Source organism: Streptomyces dengpaensis, assembly GCF_002946835.1.
GTDB lineage: Bacteria > Actinomycetota > Actinomycetes > Streptomycetales > Streptomycetaceae > Streptomyces > Streptomyces dengpaensis.
Map to the genome: position 1 here is coordinate 8,075,134 of NZ_CP026652.1, position 15,414 is coordinate 8,090,547.

Annotated in this window: 19 protein-coding genes; 7 read left to right on the forward strand and 12 right to left on the reverse strand. The window is 69.9% G+C overall.

Annotated features, from left to right (window positions below):
- Nucleotides 1-85: 85 nt before the first annotated feature.
- The 4 genes from C4B68_RS37665 to C4B68_RS37680 form a co-directional block, all read right to left on the reverse strand.
- Nucleotides 86-895, reverse strand: a complete 810-nt coding sequence (locus tag C4B68_RS37665) for an SAM-dependent methyltransferase (RefSeq protein ID WP_099505711.1) — start codon at nt 893-895, stop codon at nt 86-88.
- Nucleotides 896-930: 35 nt separating this feature from the next.
- The gene (locus C4B68_RS37670) at nt 931-1,428 is read right to left on the reverse strand and encodes a hypothetical protein (RefSeq protein ID WP_099505710.1); all 498 of its coding nucleotides are present in this window, start codon (nt 1,426-1,428) and stop codon (nt 931-933) included.
- A 169-nt stretch (nt 1,429-1,597) separates the two neighbouring features.
- Entirely contained in the window at nt 1,598-1,834 is a 237-nt protein-coding gene (locus C4B68_RS37675) for a DUF397 domain-containing protein (protein WP_099505709.1), read from the reverse strand.
- Between the two features lie 3 nt (nt 1,835-1,837).
- Nucleotides 1,838-2,704 (reverse strand): helix-turn-helix domain-containing protein, encoded by an 867-nt coding sequence (locus tag C4B68_RS37680; RefSeq protein ID WP_240634603.1) that lies wholly within the window; start codon nt 2,702-2,704, stop codon nt 1,838-1,840.
- Between the two features lie 252 nt (nt 2,705-2,956).
- Here C4B68_RS37680 and C4B68_RS37685 point away from each other — a divergent pair, with 252 nt between their 5' ends.
- Complete coding sequence (locus C4B68_RS37685; RefSeq protein ID WP_099505708.1) at nt 2,957-4,369, forward strand: NsdA family TPR-like regulatory protein; 1,413 nt, start codon at nt 2,957-2,959, stop codon at nt 4,367-4,369.
- A 23-nt stretch (nt 4,370-4,392) separates the two neighbouring features.
- Here C4B68_RS37685 and C4B68_RS37690 read toward each other — a convergent pair whose 3' ends face one another.
- Nucleotides 4,393-5,205: an SDR family NAD(P)-dependent oxidoreductase gene (locus C4B68_RS37690; RefSeq protein WP_099505724.1), complete on the reverse strand. Its 813-nt coding sequence runs from the start codon at nt 5,203-5,205 to the stop codon at nt 4,393-4,395.
- Between the two features lie 447 nt (nt 5,206-5,652).
- Between C4B68_RS37690 and C4B68_RS37695 the strand changes: the two genes are divergently transcribed.
- The 3 genes from C4B68_RS37695 (at nt 5,653) to C4B68_RS37705 (ending at nt 7,349) form a co-directional block, all read left to right on the forward strand.
- Nucleotides 5,653-6,072 carry an ATP-binding protein gene (locus C4B68_RS37695; protein WP_240634604.1) on the forward strand — a complete coding sequence of 140 codons (420 nt, stop codon included), beginning with the start codon at nt 5,653-5,655 and terminating at the stop codon, nt 6,070-6,072.
- A gap of 65 nt (nt 6,073-6,137) precedes the next feature.
- The gene (locus C4B68_RS37700) at nt 6,138-6,641 is read left to right on the forward strand and encodes a DUF6624 domain-containing protein (RefSeq protein WP_099505722.1); all 504 of its coding nucleotides are present in this window, start codon (nt 6,138-6,140) and stop codon (nt 6,639-6,641) included.
- A 189-nt stretch (nt 6,642-6,830) separates the two neighbouring features.
- The gene (locus tag C4B68_RS37705; RefSeq protein WP_099505707.1) at nt 6,831-7,349 is read left to right on the forward strand and encodes a hypothetical protein; all 519 of its coding nucleotides are present in this window, start codon (nt 6,831-6,833) and stop codon (nt 7,347-7,349) included.
- A 15-nt stretch (nt 7,350-7,364) separates the two neighbouring features.
- On the opposite strand, the gene C4B68_RS37710 is transcribed toward C4B68_RS37705, so the two are convergent.
- Together C4B68_RS37710 and C4B68_RS37715 are read right to left on the reverse strand one after the other, a co-directional pair.
- The gene (locus tag C4B68_RS37710) at nt 7,365-7,907 is read right to left on the reverse strand and encodes a hypothetical protein (RefSeq protein ID WP_143674473.1); all 543 of its coding nucleotides are present in this window, start codon (nt 7,905-7,907) and stop codon (nt 7,365-7,367) included.
- 187 nt (nt 7,908-8,094) lie between these two features.
- Entirely contained in the window at nt 8,095-8,919 is an 825-nt protein-coding gene (locus tag C4B68_RS37715; RefSeq protein ID WP_099505705.1) for an SAM-dependent methyltransferase, read from the reverse strand.
- Between the two features lie 520 nt (nt 8,920-9,439).
- On the opposite strand from C4B68_RS37715, the gene C4B68_RS37720 reads away from it, so the two are divergent.
- Nucleotides 9,440-10,090, forward strand: coding sequence for a DUF4360 domain-containing protein (locus C4B68_RS37720; RefSeq protein ID WP_099505704.1), 651 nt, complete (start codon nt 9,440-9,442; stop codon nt 10,088-10,090).
- A gap of 141 nt (nt 10,091-10,231) precedes the next feature.
- Here the strand turns inward: C4B68_RS37720 and C4B68_RS37725 are convergent, their stop codons facing one another.
- Complete coding sequence (locus tag C4B68_RS37725) at nt 10,232-10,438, reverse strand: hypothetical protein (protein WP_099505721.1); 207 nt, start codon at nt 10,436-10,438, stop codon at nt 10,232-10,234.
- A 206-nt stretch (nt 10,439-10,644) separates the two neighbouring features.
- On the opposite strand from C4B68_RS37725, the gene C4B68_RS37730 reads away from it, so the two are divergent.
- On the forward strand, nt 10,645-10,881 hold the full coding sequence (locus C4B68_RS37730; protein WP_099505703.1) for a chaplin: 237 nt from the start codon (nt 10,645-10,647) through the stop codon (nt 10,879-10,881).
- Between the two features lie 466 nt (nt 10,882-11,347).
- A complete protein-coding gene (locus C4B68_RS37740) occupies nt 11,348-12,229 on the forward strand; it encodes a hypothetical protein (RefSeq protein WP_099505701.1) in 882 nt (293 codons plus the stop codon).
- 107 nt (nt 12,230-12,336) lie between these two features.
- Here C4B68_RS37740 and C4B68_RS37745 read toward each other — a convergent pair whose 3' ends face one another.
- From C4B68_RS37745 to C4B68_RS37760, 4 genes are all read right to left on the reverse strand, one after another.
- Nucleotides 12,337-13,284 carry a TauD/TfdA dioxygenase family protein gene (locus C4B68_RS37745; RefSeq protein ID WP_099505700.1) on the reverse strand — a complete coding sequence of 316 codons (948 nt, stop codon included), beginning with the start codon at nt 13,282-13,284 and terminating at the stop codon, nt 12,337-12,339.
- A 219-nt stretch (nt 13,285-13,503) separates the two neighbouring features.
- Nucleotides 13,504-13,971 (reverse strand): peroxiredoxin, encoded by a 468-nt coding sequence (locus tag C4B68_RS37750; RefSeq protein ID WP_099505699.1) that lies wholly within the window; start codon nt 13,969-13,971, stop codon nt 13,504-13,506.
- Complete coding sequence (locus C4B68_RS37755) at nt 13,968-14,348, reverse strand: DoxX family protein (RefSeq protein ID WP_099505698.1); 381 nt, start codon at nt 14,346-14,348, stop codon at nt 13,968-13,970. The genes C4B68_RS37750 and C4B68_RS37755 overlap by 4 nt, the downstream gene beginning before the upstream one ends.
- A gap of 192 nt (nt 14,349-14,540) precedes the next feature.
- Complete coding sequence (locus C4B68_RS37760; protein WP_143674471.1) at nt 14,541-14,930, reverse strand: hypothetical protein; 390 nt, start codon at nt 14,928-14,930, stop codon at nt 14,541-14,543.
- Nucleotides 14,931-15,414: the final 484 nt, after the last annotated feature.

Consider the following 15,414-nt stretch of genomic DNA (forward strand, 5'->3'; position numbering starts at 1 on the left):
ACGCGCTCGGCGCCTTCGTACGACTTCGTGCGGTCACCGGGGCGCGTACCCTCACGCGCCCCGAGGCAGCGAGCCCCCCTCGCTGTCACGGCTTGAGGGCCACGCCCCCGTGAACATCCGTGGGTTCGGGGGAAGTTCCGGTCTCCGGACGCCACAGGGGGCAGGACACGATGCCGGGTTCGAGGAGCTCCAGGCCCTCGTAGTACGCGCTGATCTGGGCGGGACTGCGCAGCACGTACGGGATCGCACCGGTGTCGTCGTAGCCCTGCTGGGCCTCCTTGAGCGCGGCGTCCGTGTCGGTGCTGTCGTAGTGCACGAAGTAGCTGCCGGAGGGCAGGGCGGCCTGGAGGCGGCGGACGATCGACTTGGCCTCCTCGTAGTCCTGGATGTGGCCGAGGATGCCCATGAGCATCAGCGCCACCGGCTTGTTGAAGTCCAGGATCCGGCTCGCCGCTTCGATGATCTTCTCGGGTTCGTGCAGGTCCGCGTCGATGTAGTCGGTGACGCCCTCGGGGGTGCTGGTCAGCAGTGCCTGCGCGTGGCGCAGCACCAGGGGGTCGTTGTCGACGTAGACGATGCGGGACTCGGGCGCCACACGCTGGGCGACCTGGTGCGTGTTGTCGTACGTGGGCAGGCCGGTGCCGATGTCGAGGAACTGGCGGATGCCGAGTTCGCCGGCGACGAAGGTGACGGTGCGGATCAGATAACCGCGGGAGGCGCGGGCCATCGTCTCGATGTTCGGGGCCATGGCGCGATAGGCGTCGCCCGCTGTCCGGTCGACCTCGTAGTTGTCCTTCCCGCCCATCCAGTAGTTCCAGATGCGAGCCGAGTGCGGCACCGTGGTGTCGATCTTGGACAGCGCCTCTTGGTCGGGTGTGGACTGGCCGTCTGCCATGGGATGTCTCCTGCCATACGTCACGCGGTCGGTCACTAACCTATCGTCAATGTCCTTGTCAGAGCGCCATGTTGGGGCTGATGAGGAGTGGGAGCCCGGATGGGGCGGCCCGGTTCCGCCCTGTCGAAGGTGACCACGGGGACATGCTGGGCCAGGGTGCGCACCGCCCGCTCGTACGCGTCGACCGCCTCGGTGTCGTCCGCCTCGCCTGTCACATGGATGAGGGCGCCGCCGCGTTCGGCCACCGCCTCCGCGAAGTCGAGTGCCTGGATCCACGTCACCCGGGAGCGGCCGCGGCGCAGCGGCCCGTAGACCAGTTCGTGGACGAGGCTGCCGTCGATGGCCAACCGCCCTGGTGTGGCGAGGAGTTCGCGGTAGGGCTGGGTGGGGTTCACATGGTGAAGATGCCCGCGTGAGCGGCGGATCATGAATCCGTGGCGGGTCAGTTCGGCGATCAGGCCGCTCCTGCCGATGCCGTCGGGGCCCTCGACGACCAGTGTCCGGCACTGGGTGAGGGCCTGGTGGAGGATCATCCCCGCACCCACTCCCTCCAGAACGTCCCGACTCCGTCAGTGTGAGGGGGACAACCCGCACGGCGGGAGGCTGCGTGCGGGTTGTCCGGTTGTGCGCGCGTAGTGGCGGGGCCACCAGGGCAGTACGGGGTAGTGCCTCAGAGCGGCACGGGCAACGCGGTGAGGCCGCTCAGGAGACCAGGAAGTCGGCCTGCCCGGACTTCGCGCCCCGCAGGAACGCGATCATCTCGTCGCGCGTGTAGATCAGTGCGGGCCCCTCGGGGTCCCGGGACTGACGGAAGGCGACGCTGCCGTCGGGCAGCCGCTTGGCCTCGACGCAACTCCCGCCGTTCGTACCGCTCCAGGGCTTCTCCCAGCCCTCGGTTCCCAGATCGATGGCGGGCATGCCGCTGTGGACGGATCCCATGGATCACAACTCCTTACGCAGTTCACCCAGGATGGCCCTGGTTCGAGCGACCGGCTCCGCCTGCACGGACATCCGGTCCAGTACTTCGAGATAGCTGACGACGTCGTCGGGCCTGTCGACGTAGACCGCGCCCACGAGGCTCTCCGTGTAGACGACGTCAGGGAGTTCGGAGAAGCCGAAGCGGAAGTGGTGGAACGGGCCGAAGGCGCCCGGATGGGCGCCCGCATCGAAGCGCATGATCTGGATCCGGACCTTCGGCATGTCCAGGACCTCGTTCAGCCGGTCGATCTGAGCCCGCATCACCTCGGCCCCGCCCACCGGCCGGCGCAGCACCGTCTCGTCCAGAACCGCCCAGATCGCGGGCGCGTCCGGCTTGGCGAGCAGGTCCTGGCGCTTGAGCCGCAGGGCGACGCGGCGCGCGATGTCCTCCTTCGACTCGTTGGTGAAGCCGATGCGCATGAGCGCGGTGGCGTAGTCGTGCGTCTGCAACAGGCCCGGAACGTAGTGGGGTTCGTAGAGGCGGATGACGCTGGCTTCGCTCTCCAGGCTCACGTAGGCGCTGAACCACTCCGGCAGTACATCGCGGTACTTGTACCACCAGCCGGGCTGGTTGGCCTCCCGTGCCATGGTGAGGAAGTCGTCGATCTCCGCCGCCGGAACCCCATACGTGCGCAGCAACTCCCGTACGTACGGGATGCGGAGGCCGACCTCGGCCTTCTCGATCCGGCGGACCGTCAGCGGAGTGACCTCGATGGCCCGCGCCGCGTCCTCGAACGACACGCCCGCCTGTTCCCGCAGCTGTCGCAGCCGCTTACCGAGAACCATCCGAAGGACGGTGGGCGCACTGCCGCCAGAGCGGTTCTCGCTCACGTCCTACCTCCCGGTACGGCCGTCACAGCGTGCAGTGTGCCACGCCTTCGCTGACAGAGACAGGGCGAAGCCAATCTTTCTGAAATTATCAGAACGCCGGTTGCACGCTGAGCGTGTCGGCCGCCATAGTGATCGGGTGACGTATCACACACTCTGTGGCGATCACGACCAACTGCGCTCGCTCCTACGAGATGTGATGTCGCGACAGGTACGCCGGGGCGCAGCCGCACGCGACCGTGAGGCGAGACCGGGATGGCCACCGTGACCGACGGACAAGCAAGGAACGCCGGCAAGGCGCCCGCCGGGGCCAACAAGGTGCTGGCCGCCGCCGTCAAGGAAGCCGGCTGCTCCTACGCCTCACTCGCCCTGCGGGTCAACGAGCTGGGACGCCGTCAGGGCACGGACTCCCACTACGACAAGGCGTCGGTCACCCGCTGGCTCCAGGGTCAGCAACCGCGGGGGACCACACCGGAGTTGATCGCCGCCGTACTCTCCGAGCGGCTCGGCCGCGCCGTGTCACCCGCGGACCTGGGCTTCCACTCCGAACAGCAGCGCCCGGTCGTGAGCAGGGCGCTCGTCTATGGCGAAGACGTGGCAGAAACCCTTCACACCCTGGCGGAGCTGGGGTCCACCGACATCTCCCGGCGCAGCCTCCTCGGCTCGGTCCCCTTCGTCGCGGCTGCCCTGACGAACCCTCAACGCGAGTGGCTGCTCTGGCTGTTGGAGCACCACGACGCCGTTGACACGGCCCTTGCGGCGAACGGCGGTCCGGTCGAGCAGGTGCACGCGATGATCGCCATGTTCGACCAGATGGACAACCATTACGGCGGTGGCGGAGTGCGCACCAGCATCGTGCACTACCTGTCCACCGAGGTCGTCCCCCTGCTGCAGCGGCGCGGTACACCGCCTCGGCTGCGCCGCCAGCTGTACGCCGCCGCCGCACGCCTCGCCGCGATGGCCGGCTGGAGCTCGTACGACGCGGGGGAGTACGGACTGGCCCAGCGCTATATGACCCAGGGGCTGAGACTGTGCGCCGAGGGCCGTGACCGGGTGCTCGGCGGCCAGATCCTGGCCGGACTCTCCCACCTCGCCACCGGCCTCGGCCGCCCCGACGAAGGGGTGGCACTGGCCCGTGCCGGGATCGTCACCGCGAAGGACGCGGGCAGCCCGCTCGGCCTGATGCGCCTGTACGCCATGTCGGCGCGCGGACATGCCGCGCAGGCCCGCTCGGACGAGGCCTCCGAGGCCCTGCGGCTCGCCGAGCGGCAGCTGGACAGGAGCAAGGGAGCCGCGCAGGAGTCGGTCTGGGTGCGCTATCTCGACCACCACTATCTCCAGGCGGAGTCCGCCCTGTGCTTCCGCGACCTGGGGCTCGCCGCACAGGCGGAGCGCACGGCGAGCGAGTCGGTCGGCGCCAACGCCGACCGGCGCAGGCGCCAGGCCATCAGCCGCTCCGTCCTGGCGACCGCCCATCTCCAGCAGGACCGCCTTGACGAGGCCGTCGGCACCGCGACCCAGGCGCTCGACACTCTCAGCACCGTGCACAGCGAACGGTCGATCCAGGCCCTGCGCGACTTCCGCAGGCGCCTTGAGCCCCGCCGGCACGAGCCCGTGGTGCAGGAGTTCGAGCACAGGTCCCGTGCGGTGCTGGGGGCGGTCGCATGACCGGGGCGAACGGACGAGGCCGCTCAGTAGCCGTCCGGGGACGGCGCGTTCTGCGCGCGGTCGACCGGCAGATGGGCGCCCGAGATCCCGCTCGACCAGTCCGACAGCAGGAACGCCACCACCCGGGCGACCTCCTGCGGCGCGACCGGCGCTCCGCCCGGAAACTCCGCCGCCACGAACCGGGCGAAGGCGTCCGGGTCCTCCCTGCGCATCCGGTCCCAGCGCCGGCCGGGGATGAGCATCGACCCGGGGGAGACGGCGTTCACCCGGATCCCGTCGGGACCGAGCTCGCGGGCGAGCGACGCCGCCAGATGGATCTGCGCCGACTTCGCGACCCCGTACTGGGCGTGCGGACCGGGCTTCCATCCCGAGATCGACGAGATCACCACGGCCGAGCCGCCGCCCGCCTTTCGCAGGTACGGGACCGCGGCCCGCACCAGCCGCGCCGCATGGCCGACGTTCACTTCCCAGGTCGCCGCCCAGTCCTCGGCATCCGCCTGCTCAAAGCCGCCTCCGCGGGAACCGCCCGCGCAGGCCACCACTCCATCGAGTCCGCCGAAACGTTTCCCTGTAGCGGCGACAAACTCTTCCAGCTCCTCGGGAGCGGTGACGTCGAGCGGCCGGGTGAACACGGACGAGCCCAGCGATGCCGCCAGTGCGTCCAGACCCCGCGCGGTGCGCGCGCAGGTCGCCACCCGCGCGCCCTCGGCGGCCAGCAGGCGCACGATCTGCTCGCCCAGTCCCCGCGTACCACCGGTGACCAGGACGCGCTTGCCGTGCACCCCCGGCCAGCCGGTGTCACCGCCGCGGTGCGGCGTGGCCCGGCCCCCGTTCATGTCGCTCACGCGATCGAACATACATCCCATGCCACTACGCGCCTGCAACCGGACAACCCCGATACCCCCTGGTCCCCGCACTGGTCCGGCGTGTTGGCTGCACGGGCAGCCACCGAGACCTCCCCCACCCGCGCTGCATCCGAAGGAGGATCGATGACGGCAGCCAGGGCACATCGCCACGGGCCGTCGCCCTCACTGGCACCCGACGTCCACACGCCGGCACACGACGTGCGCGCGCCCACGCATGACATCCGCGCGCCGTCGTCGCTCGAAGTCCACGCGCCGGACGACCACGCGCCCGCCCGTGGGACCCGGCCCGCCGAGGCCGCCACGATCCCGGTGCCCCCGTCGGCCCCCTTGATGCCTGCGACGCCCTTGATGCCTGCGACTTCCGTGATTCCCGCCCCCGTGACGCCCACGACTTCCGTGACGCCCACGACTTCCGTGATGCCCGTGAGCAAAGTCCACCTCCTGCGGTCCACGTTCCCCGCGCACCCCTCGCGCGCGGCGGGCGTACGGGCCATGCTCGCCGAGCACCTCACTCACCTGCGGCTGCCGCCCGAGCACCGCGACAGCGCCGTCCTCGCCACGGACGAGCTGTTCGCCAACGCGGTCCAGCACGGAAGCCCCGACGATGACGGCACGATCACCGTGACCATCGAGTACGCCGAGAGCGAGCTGCGCGTGACGGTCGCCGACTGCTCGCCCGCCCTGCCGCGGCTGTGTACGGCGGACGGGGCCGAGGAATCGGGACGGGGACTGGCCATCGTCGCCGCGCTGGCCGACGACTGGGGCACCGCTCCGGCCGACCCGGGCAGCTCGGGCAAGAAGGTGTGGTTCACGCTGACGCTTCGGGGGAGGCCGTGAAGGGGCACCCGGGACACATCGCGGCCGACGGCGACGTACGGCCGGAGCAGGCGGCCGCGCGTCGGATGGTCCCGGAGCTGGCGGCGGCGCTCGCCAGGGAGCTCGTGCGCCGGGCGGACGAGGAACAGCGCCTCATGCGGCAGGCGCGGGCGGACGCCACCCCGCGGTGCCGACGCGCCCTGGCCGACTGCCGCGAAGCCAACGCCGAAGCCCTCGCGGTGATCGTCCACCGGCACGGCTGGCCGACCGCCGACCTGGTCGGCGCGTCCGCCTCGACGGCGGCCCTGATGATCCTGCTGCACGCCCCCGACCTCGACTTCCAGCTCTCGTGCCGCGACCTGATTGCCCAGGCCGCGGCGGACGGGCGCTGCCCCGCCCTGCACCACGTCTATATCGCCGACCACTGCGCCGTCGAACAGGGCCGGCCGCAGTTCTACGGCACCCGCGTCAATCCCCTGACCCTGCGCCCGTATCCGATTCGCCGGCCCGAGACCCTCGACGAACGCCGCCGCGACGTCGGCCTGGGCCCGCTCGACGAGCAGATGCGGACACTGCGCGACGGCGGATGAGACGCCACGGAACGTGATGTGCGGCACGCGCGGAAATGGCGTCGCGGCCGCCGGGGAAAGATTCTGCCTGGGCAGCGCTTGATCGCCGATCAAGAAAAGGGAAATCCCTGGCCACGGCATGTTCCGCGCATTTGACACTTCATTGAGGGCACAGATAGGAAACAGCTCTCTGAGGTGGAGAGGTGGACTGTGCGCGAGCCGAATGTGGTCGGGGACTGGCAGGAGTACGACGAGCATGCCGGCCTGCGTGTCCGCGTCCACGGAGTGGAAAAGGCGGAGCCGCCGCGAGGGCGCGACGACGCCGCCGACGAACTGATCTACTTCAGATTTCGGGTGACCGTCGAAAACCGCGCGACCGAGCATTTCGGTATCCATCTCGAAGACGGTCAGATCGATATTCGCATCGGCGCCGACGGTGAGAGCGCGTTCCTCGACTGGCGGAACTCACAGTTCATCGAGGGCTTCGACGTCTACCCCCTGCGCCGGGCCACCGCGGTCCTCTATGCCGCGGGCCCCGAGGCCTTCCTGCACCGCGCGGACATTCAGATCCAGCTGAAGGTCGACGACGAGTGGACCGAGCGCTATCTCTGGGCGGGCAGCATCGACCCGTACGAGACGCCCGTCGACCCGGGCACACACCCCGGCACGGCCACGGACAGCCTCGCCTACCAGGTGAGCAACTTCCTGAGGCGGGAAGCGGAGTCCTGACGCGGTGGACAGGCCCTAGCGTTCGCTGGCCGGATTGCCCTCGATCCACTGGATGAGGAGCTGCCGTACGTACGGATTGCCGTCCTGCGAGGCATGTGCCAGGCGCTCCGCGCTCGCGCGGGCCGCTCGCCATCCGACCGGGGTGTCCTCGGCGTGCGCCTGGTCGGCAGCGGCCAGCGCGTCGGCCGCCAGATGGCGGAGCTCCTCCGACAGTTCGTCGTCCGCGGCGGCCCGGTACGCCTCGAGGCGCACGGCCGCCATCTCCTTGGAAGAAGGGGAAGGCGGCGCCGGGGGCTGGGCGTAGCCGCTGACGGCTATGACCACGCAGAAGGTGGCGACGTCCCGGCGGCCCTCCCGCTGCCCCCTCGCGATGGCGGGCGCGAGCCACAAGGGCGCCTTCCAGTGCGAGACCGACGTGGCCGCGACGAGGGCAACGGCCAGCGTCACGACGGGAATCCAGCCACCCAGGAACCAGCCGATCGGCGCGAGCACCAGGAAGCAGCCGGCGCTGCTCAACCAGAGGCGACGGCGACCGAGTCTCAGGTGTCGTGGATCCATGGGGCTCAGTCTCGCAGGGGCACAGGGGACGGGATGAGGCGGCGGGCGATTCGCACGGTGGCGCGGGCACCACAGGCACCACGGGCATCATGGTCACCGCGGGCACCATGGGTACCGTGGTCGCCGCAGCCACCGCGGGCATCACGGTCACCACACGTGCTCGCGCCGCCTCCGTATGACCGGATCGCTACGCCTTGCGGCCCACTCCGCCGTAGGCGTCGACGGCGGCATCGGTGCCCGATGAGTCACCGGGTTCCGGGCGCCACCGCGTGACCTGGACGATGCCCGGCTCCGCCAGCTCGAGCCCGTCGAAGAAGCCGCCGATCTCCTCGACGCTGCGGACGTAGTACGGCACGGCCCCGCTGGAGTTGTAAGCGTCCGACGCCGCGATCATGCCCTCGCTGGTGGAGGTGCTGTCACTGATGACGAGGTAGCTGCCCGACGGGAGACCCTCCATGAGCCGGGACACCAGCGCCCGAGCCCGGTCGTACTCGGCGACGTGGCCGAGCGTGTTGAGGATCATCACCGCGATCGGCCGGGAGAAGTCGAGCGTGCCCGCGGCAGCCTTGAGGATGGCGTCGGGGTCGTACAGGTCGGCGTCGAGATAGGCGGTCTCGCCCTCGGGCGTCGTGGTCAGCAGAGCGCGGGCGTGTGCGAGTACCAGGGGGTCGTTGTCGACGTACACGATCCGCGCGTCCGGTGCCAGCCGCTGGGCCACCTCATGGGTGTTGTCGGCGGTCGGCAGGCCCGTACCGATGTCCAGGAACTGGCGGACGCCCTGGTCCACCGCCAGGTAGCGGACCGCGCGGCCCAGGAAGTGGCGGCTGGTGCGCGCCACATCGACCAGGCCCGGGAAGATCTGCTTGATGTGGTCGCCGAGCTCGCGGTCGACCTCGTAGTTGTCCTTGCCGCCGACGAAGTAGTTCCAAAAGCGCGCGGAGTGGGGCTTGCTCGTATCGATCCGGGCGCGTATCTCGGCGGCGGCAACGAGCTGGGGGTCAGGGTCTGACACGAGAGCGCCTCCTGCGCAGCGATGTTCGATGGCTGAACATCAACCTAGACGAACCGGTGCGCCCCCGCCCGGCTCCGCATCTCAACTCCTCGCCGAGGCACGACTTTTGGCCACGCGCGACGGGACACCCGCCATGGTCCGCACGCCACGCGCCGCGTGCCGGGCGGACGCGCTGCGCCGCCCCACCACGACACTCGCGCCCGTGGTGGCGCTCACCCTGCGTGGGGCCACGGGCGCGTACCCCTGCGGCGAATGCCGTGCCGAATGGCCGGAGATCGCCCTGGCCGCCCCGGACACCGCTGCGTACGATGCCGTCACTCCCGGTCTTCACGGCTCCTTCACAATCGGGGGTGAGCTGCGCATGATCATTTGTCATGCGCATGTTCCATCGAGCCGCGCTTGATCCACGCACTGGTCTGCGACGGTTCCCCGCACGGGCGGGGAACCGCACCCCCCATTTCACGGCGGCGCACGCGACGTGTGCCGCCGCCGGAACACCAACGCAACGGATTGGAGCACCATGGCTGGTGGGCTGCTTCTGGGTGGCGCGATCGCCGCCCTGTTCGCCTCAGCGCTCCCGACACAGAACCCGTCCTCCGGGTTCGTCGACCCGCCCCCGGACAAGATCGTCATCAAGGTGGCCACGGTGAACGGCTCCGGCTGTCGCCAAGGGACCGCCGCCGTCGCGGTCTCCCCGGACAACACGGCCTTCACGGTCACCTACAGCGACTACCTCGCCCAGGTCGGAGCGAACGCCGACCCCACCGCGTTCCGCAAGAACTGCCAGCTCAACCTGATCGTCCACGTCCCGCAGGGCTTCACATACGCCATCGCCAGCGCGGACTACCGCGGTTTCGCCTCACTCCAGCCGGGCGCGAGCAGCACCGAGAAGGCCTCGTACTACTTCCAGGGCTCTCCGAACACGGCCGCCATCAGCCACAACTTCAGCGGCCCGTACAACGACAACTGGCAGGCCACGGACGCCACCGAGTGGGCCCAACTGGTGTGGGCGCCCTGCGGTGTTCAGCGGAACTTCAACATCAACACGGAGCTCCGGGTCAACGCGGGTACCTCCGCTCCCGGCAGCACCAGCTTCATGACCATGGACTCGACGGACGGTGACATCAGCACCGTCTACCACCTGGCCTGGAAGGAGTGCACCCGCTCCTGATCCGTCGCACCTGAGCGACTGTTCCCGACCGCACGTCCTTGGCCGGCTCCGCCGCATCGGAGCCGGCCAAGCCGAACCGGTCAAACCGAACCGGTTCAAACCGAGTCGGTCAAGCCGAGTCGGAAAACCGTGTCGGTCGCGCTAGGGAAGCAGCTTGTCCATGGCCGCAGGCCCTTCCTCCCTCAGCTTGCGCTCGGCCCAGGCCATGTTCTTCGGGGTGATGTCGCGACCCGCGGCGAGCACCAGGTCCTCGGCGGTCACCGGGCCGCCGGAGCCCGTGTGCAGCAGTGCGTCGGGGGTCGCCTTGTCGTCGGACGGCACGGTCGAATCAGACTGGCTGGTTGTCATGATCTCTCCCTGTTCCACCTGACCTGTTATCACGCTACGGGCATTCCGCACGCCCCGCTCGACGCACCCAGGACGCAGCCGTAGCCGCAGGTCAGAGGGATGGCACTCGATGCCGGGGCCCCGTTCGGGCGTACAACGATGTCGGTCGCCGCCCGTGGAGGTGATGGTGGAGGAAATCGCACCCCTGCGACTGATCGGAGCTTTTCATGCGTATTCGTCTGATGGCCGCCGCCGGGCTGGCCGGCGTGGCCCTGCTGGCTACTGCCGGGACCGCTGTCGCTGACGACCCCGACCCGGTCGGTGTCGCCGCGAACAGTCCCGGATTCGTGTCCGGCAACGTCATCCAGGTCCCCCTCGACCTCGGCCTCAACCTCTGCGGCAACTCGATCAACCTGATCGGTCTGCTGAACCCGGCGGCCGGCAACACTTGCGAGAGCGACTGACAGCGCCGTGGCGCCGGGCAGGGCTTCCTGCCCGGCGAACGGCCCAGGGCTCCGGGTTCTGGGACCCGGGGCTCACTTGTCGGCCATTACCGGTCGAACGGGAACATGGGGGATGCGGGGGAGGGGGATGCGGGGTGGCTGCGGGGGAGGGGGAAGCGGGGGTGGCTGCGGCGGTCGCCCAGCCGGACGAGATCCTGGCCGACGCCGCCCGGGTTGAGCGCGAACTTCCACCGACAGGCATGTCGGACGATCCGGCTCCAGGCAACCATGCCCCTTGGGCGGGGCTCGCTCGGATGGCGATGGCAATGGCAATGGTGATGACTTGCCGCCTGTCGGACAGGGAGTCGACAACATCCTTTTCTCGATGGAGAGTTGACGGCTGACGTTCTCGTCATTGGTCTGTACATGACCTCTGTGACGGGCCAGACTGTGCGCCGAACACACCCCCCGCCGAGGAGTCGACCTCATGCGCACGCCCGCACGGCAACGTTGTCACGCGACCCTGGCCGGTCTCGTCACGCTCGCCACGGCCGCCGTTCTGTCCGTCGCCACCACTACGCCCGCCGCGGCCGCCGACACCTGGAACGAGGTGGGCTCGGACCGCGCCGACCCGCTCACCGAAAGCCAGGGGCTGACCTCGGTCGAGGTCCCGGCCGCAAGCGCCAACCGCTATACGGGAATCGGCACCATCCCCGTGGGCGTGAGAAGCCGCGGCTGGAACCACGTCGGCGACCCCGACGCCTCGTACGACGGCTACTACATCGAGCCCTACCAGCAGGACTCGGGCAGCTCGAAGATGTTCCGGGTGCAGGCGCCCGGCGGCGGCTGGTCGGAGTACGTCCACGCGCTGAGCAGCGGCGAAGCGCTCAACAACTCCTTCGTCACCTTCACACCGAGCGGTACGTGGATGGTGTCCGGCGAGTGGGGCACGATGACCCGGCTGCTCGTGTTCCCGACGCCCGGAGTGAATCCGAGCACGTCTCCCTCGGCGAACCTCCCGCAGGCGTCCACCATCAACCTGGACCACGCCGTACGCGACGTCCAGGGCTGCGACTTCGTCACCGCGACCAGGCTCCTGTGCTCGTCCGACGACCCGGCGGGCACGCTCTTCGGCATCACCAAGCCGCTGCTCCAGATCGACCTGTCCGGCGAACCGAACGGCACGACGGACGTGTCCGGCCACGTCACGGCTCTGCGTCAACTCCCGCTGCGCAGTGGCTGCTCGGGCACGTTCGAGGCGGAGGGCATCGACTACGACCGGCGCACCGGGACCCTGCGTGTGATCGTCGTGTCACCCGGCTTCTGCGTGCTGACCGACAGCAAGACCTACCGGTTCACCAGGAGTTGAGCGTTCCAGCCAGCCCTCGACGCGGGCGTGCCCGTTCCCCCGACGACCCCGTGCCCCAACTCCTGGCCCGGCGCCTGCCCTTCTGTCTCTCCCCGCTGAGCCGTGGCTCACCAGAGCCGCGGTTCACTGCCCACGATCGGTGCTGACGGCTTGCCGTCCACCCCCACCGGGACATCGCCGGCGAGCATCACGCGGTGCATGATCCGAGGGTGGTCGACATGCGCCGTGTCACTGGGCGCCAGATGGATCGTGGCCCGGTTGTCCCAGAAGGCCACGCTGCCCGGCTCCCACCGGAACCGGACCGTGTACTCGGGCCGGGTCGCCTGCTGGAGGAGCATCTCCAGCAGGGCCTGGCTCTCCGTGCGGGACACCCCGAGGATCTGCTCGACGTAGTAGCCGTTGACGAACAGCACCCGCTCACCCGTCTCCGGGTGCACCCGTACCAGAGGGTGGTCGGAGGCGATCTGATGGTCCAGCAGATGGCGTACATACGCGTCGTCGCCGGGCCGTGCCTGGTAACCGACCCCCAGCCGGTGCTCCGCACGCAGGCCGTCCAGGAAGTGCCGTACGGGCTCCGAAAGGCCCGCGTAGGCTACGGCCAGGTTGGACCACGTCGTGTCACCGCCGTACGGCGGCACGGTCTCGGCGCGCAGGATGGTCGCCGCCGGTGGATCGACCCGGGCGCCGTGGTCGCAGTGCCACCCCCGCAGCAGCGAATGGCGGCGCCGTCGCAGCCACTCCTCGTGGTCCATGCCGTAACGGCCGCCGAGTTCCAGCCGGTCGGCCGTGGTCTCGATCTCGGGGACGTCCCGGGGCGACGCGCTGCCGCGTGACCTCAGCCGGATCGGCTCGCCGAAGCGCCGCGCGAACGCGACATGCGAGGAGTGATCCAGCCGCTGTGCCCGGAAGAACACCACCTTCCAACGCAGGACCGCTGCCCGGATCTGGGCAACAACCTCGTCCGCCAACTCCTCTGCCAGGTCGACTCCGGTGATCTCCGCGCCGATGTGGCCGGCGACCGGCTTCACTTCCAGACGTGTGACCTGGTCCGTCATGTGCGCTCCGTTGATCGTGCTGTCGGGTCGTCGGGGTCCAGCATGACCGTTGGGCCCGGCTCAGGGCAGGGCGCATCGCGGCGGGCGCGGCGGATCTCGGGTCGGCCGTGCGGCGGCTCCTCCGGTTGGCTGTGGGGTGAGGCGCGGTGCACCGGGCACGCCCAGCGTCTGCGAAAGGGCGGGGCCTGTTTACGTGGGCCGCCCCGTGTCGTCAGGGAATCAGCTCTTTTGGTTGCGCAGGGCGGTGAGGGCACGGTCGGCGTGCGCGCTCATGCGCAGCTCGCTGCGGACCACCTCCAGGACCGTACGGTCCTGCGCGATGACGAAGGTGACCCGTTTCGTGGGGGCGAGGGAGAAGCCGCGCTTCACCCCGAACCGCTCACGGATGCTCCCGTCGGTGTCGGACAGCAGCGGGAATCCGAGCGTGTGGCGCCCGGCGAACTCCTGCTGCCGCTCGACCGGATCACCGCTGATCCCGACCGGCCGGGCACCGGCGGCGGCGAACTCGGCGGCCAGATCACGGAAATGGCAGGCCTCGGCGGTGCAGCCCGGGGTAAGGGCGGCGGGATAGAAGAACAGCACCACCGGCCCGTCGCCGAGGAGTTCGGACAGCCGACGGCTCGTCCCGGTCTCGTCCGGCAGCGTGAAGTCCTCGACCGTGTCGCCCACGTTGACCCGAGACGTCATGACCGGCCCTCCCCGCTCCGGGCGACACCGCGCGCCCACAGCACGAGCGGCACCTGCAGCGGGAGCCGGGCGAGAGCCGCGGCCTTGAGCGGTGCGGGGCGACGGCGGCAGTCCGCGGCCATCTGGACGTTGGCGGGGAACACGCCGACGAAGAAGGCAGCGGCCGCCCGAGCGGCGACACGGCGGGTACGGGGCAGCGCCACCCCGGCCGCCAGCGCCAGTTCGGCGGCACCGCTCGCATAGGTCCAGGAGCGCGGCGCACCCGGCAGAGCACGCGGGACCATCGCGTCGAACTGCCGTGGCGCGACGAAGTGGGTGAGGCCCGCGGCGGCCAAGAGGCCGGCGAGCAACAAGGGCGAGCGGTCCGGCCGTGGCACGGTTCCTCCTCTGGGGGCCTGTTGCGCGATATTACTGGACGGTCAGTGGTGGTGGGGCGGGGTACGCACGTCGATGACCGCTCTTGGAGGCTGAGCCCCTTGCCGGGCACTCCAAGGAGGACGCCCGACAGGCCAGGCAAAAGACGCACGACGTCGTTCGGCTGTGACGATGGACTGCCTCCCGTGGGCCGCTCACGCCGTCAAGGCGTGCAGGGGTGCACCGGCCGAGGCTGCCGCATCCCGCGCGGCGGCCCGTACCGGGTACGTGGTCTTCGCCGGGTCCACCAGCGGATCTCCCAGGACGATCCGGCCCGCGGCGTGCAGCGTGTCGCACTCGTCCGTGGGCAGCGCCATGTAACAGGCGCCGCGCCCGGCCTGGGAAGTCAGGGGGAGCCAATAGCCGTACCGGCGGCGCCCGTTGGCATGCACCGTGAGGCAGACGGGGAAACGCTGCTCCGTGATCAGACGCAGAACCTCGGCACCGCCAGGGCTGAGCGGAGTGTGCGGGCGCGGGAGGGGGCGGAGTACCGTCACCGGCCTTCGCTCACGGCTCGCGGCGCGGTGGTGGGGGGTGGGCGTCATGTGCGTGCGGCCTTTCGACGGACGGATTTGATCACGGTACCGCCCGGAGCGGTGACGTTGTTGCTGCTTGGCATTGTTCCGCAGGCCACTGACAATGCCGGTTCGCCCGGGGACACCTTCACGGGCCATGGGCCGGGCACGGTCACCCGTGGTGAGCCGGCCGCTGCCTGTTCGCGGGGTGGCCGCCCCGCCCGAGGTCCCTCCGGAAGGCACCAGGCAGCTCCCAGACCTCGCGGACCGACCAGCCCAGTGGTCTGGAGTCGGTCAGATGAACGAGGTGGTACGCAACTGGGCACCTCCAGCAAGGAGTTGAGGGGAAGGCCTGATGATGACCGGAACAACGACACGCGATCCGACTTCGAACACACGTGTTTGAGTCGCATCCCCACCCGCGTAGTCTCGCGGGCCGCACGCCGCCGGCCCCGGATTCATGGGGCGCACCCGCTGCCGGTCGTGGCCGAAACGCCGTCAGCCGATACCCAAG

What these genes read in the sequence shown, in the direction of transcription:
- C4B68_RS37685 (WP_099505708.1), top strand. Translation starts at nt 2,957, where the DNA reads ATGGCCACCGTGACCGACGGACAAGCAAGGAACGCCGGCAAGGCGCCC.
- C4B68_RS37710 (WP_143674473.1), bottom strand. Translation starts at nt 7,907, where the DNA reads ATGGATCCACGACACCTGAGACTCGGTCGCCGTCGCCTCTGGTTGAGC.
- C4B68_RS37720 (WP_099505704.1), top strand. Translation starts at nt 9,440, where the DNA reads ATGGCTGGTGGGCTGCTTCTGGGTGGCGCGATCGCCGCCCTGTTCGCC.
- C4B68_RS37730 (WP_099505703.1), top strand. Translation starts at nt 10,645, where the DNA reads ATGCGTATTCGTCTGATGGCCGCCGCCGGGCTGGCCGGCGTGGCCCTG.
- C4B68_RS37725 (WP_099505721.1), bottom strand. Translation starts at nt 10,438, where the DNA reads ATGACAACCAGCCAGTCTGATTCGACCGTGCCGTCCGACGACAAGGCG.
- C4B68_RS37745 (WP_099505700.1), bottom strand. Translation starts at nt 13,284, where the DNA reads ATGACGGACCAGGTCACACGTCTGGAAGTGAAGCCGGTCGCCGGCCAC.
- C4B68_RS37690 (WP_099505724.1), bottom strand. Translation starts at nt 5,205, where the DNA reads ATGAACGGGGGCCGGGCCACGCCGCACCGCGGCGGTGACACCGGCTGG.
- C4B68_RS37675 (WP_099505709.1), bottom strand. Translation starts at nt 1,834, where the DNA reads ATGGGATCCGTCCACAGCGGCATGCCCGCCATCGATCTGGGAACCGAG.
- C4B68_RS37670 (WP_099505710.1), bottom strand. Translation starts at nt 1,428, where the DNA reads ATGATCCTCCACCAGGCCCTCACCCAGTGCCGGACACTGGTCGTCGAG.
- C4B68_RS37740 (WP_099505701.1), top strand. Translation starts at nt 11,348, where the DNA reads ATGCGCACGCCCGCACGGCAACGTTGTCACGCGACCCTGGCCGGTCTC.
- C4B68_RS37695 (WP_240634604.1), top strand. Translation starts at nt 5,653, where the DNA reads ATGCCCGTGAGCAAAGTCCACCTCCTGCGGTCCACGTTCCCCGCGCAC.
- C4B68_RS37760 (WP_143674471.1), bottom strand. Translation starts at nt 14,930, where the DNA reads ATGACGCCCACCCCCCACCACCGCGCCGCGAGCCGTGAGCGAAGGCCG.
- C4B68_RS37665 (WP_099505711.1), bottom strand. Translation starts at nt 895, where the DNA reads ATGGCAGACGGCCAGTCCACACCCGACCAAGAGGCGCTGTCCAAGATC.
- C4B68_RS37750 (WP_099505699.1), bottom strand. Translation starts at nt 13,971, where the DNA reads ATGACGTCTCGGGTCAACGTGGGCGACACGGTCGAGGACTTCACGCTG.
- C4B68_RS37700 (WP_099505722.1), top strand. Translation starts at nt 6,138, where the DNA reads ATGGTCCCGGAGCTGGCGGCGGCGCTCGCCAGGGAGCTCGTGCGCCGG.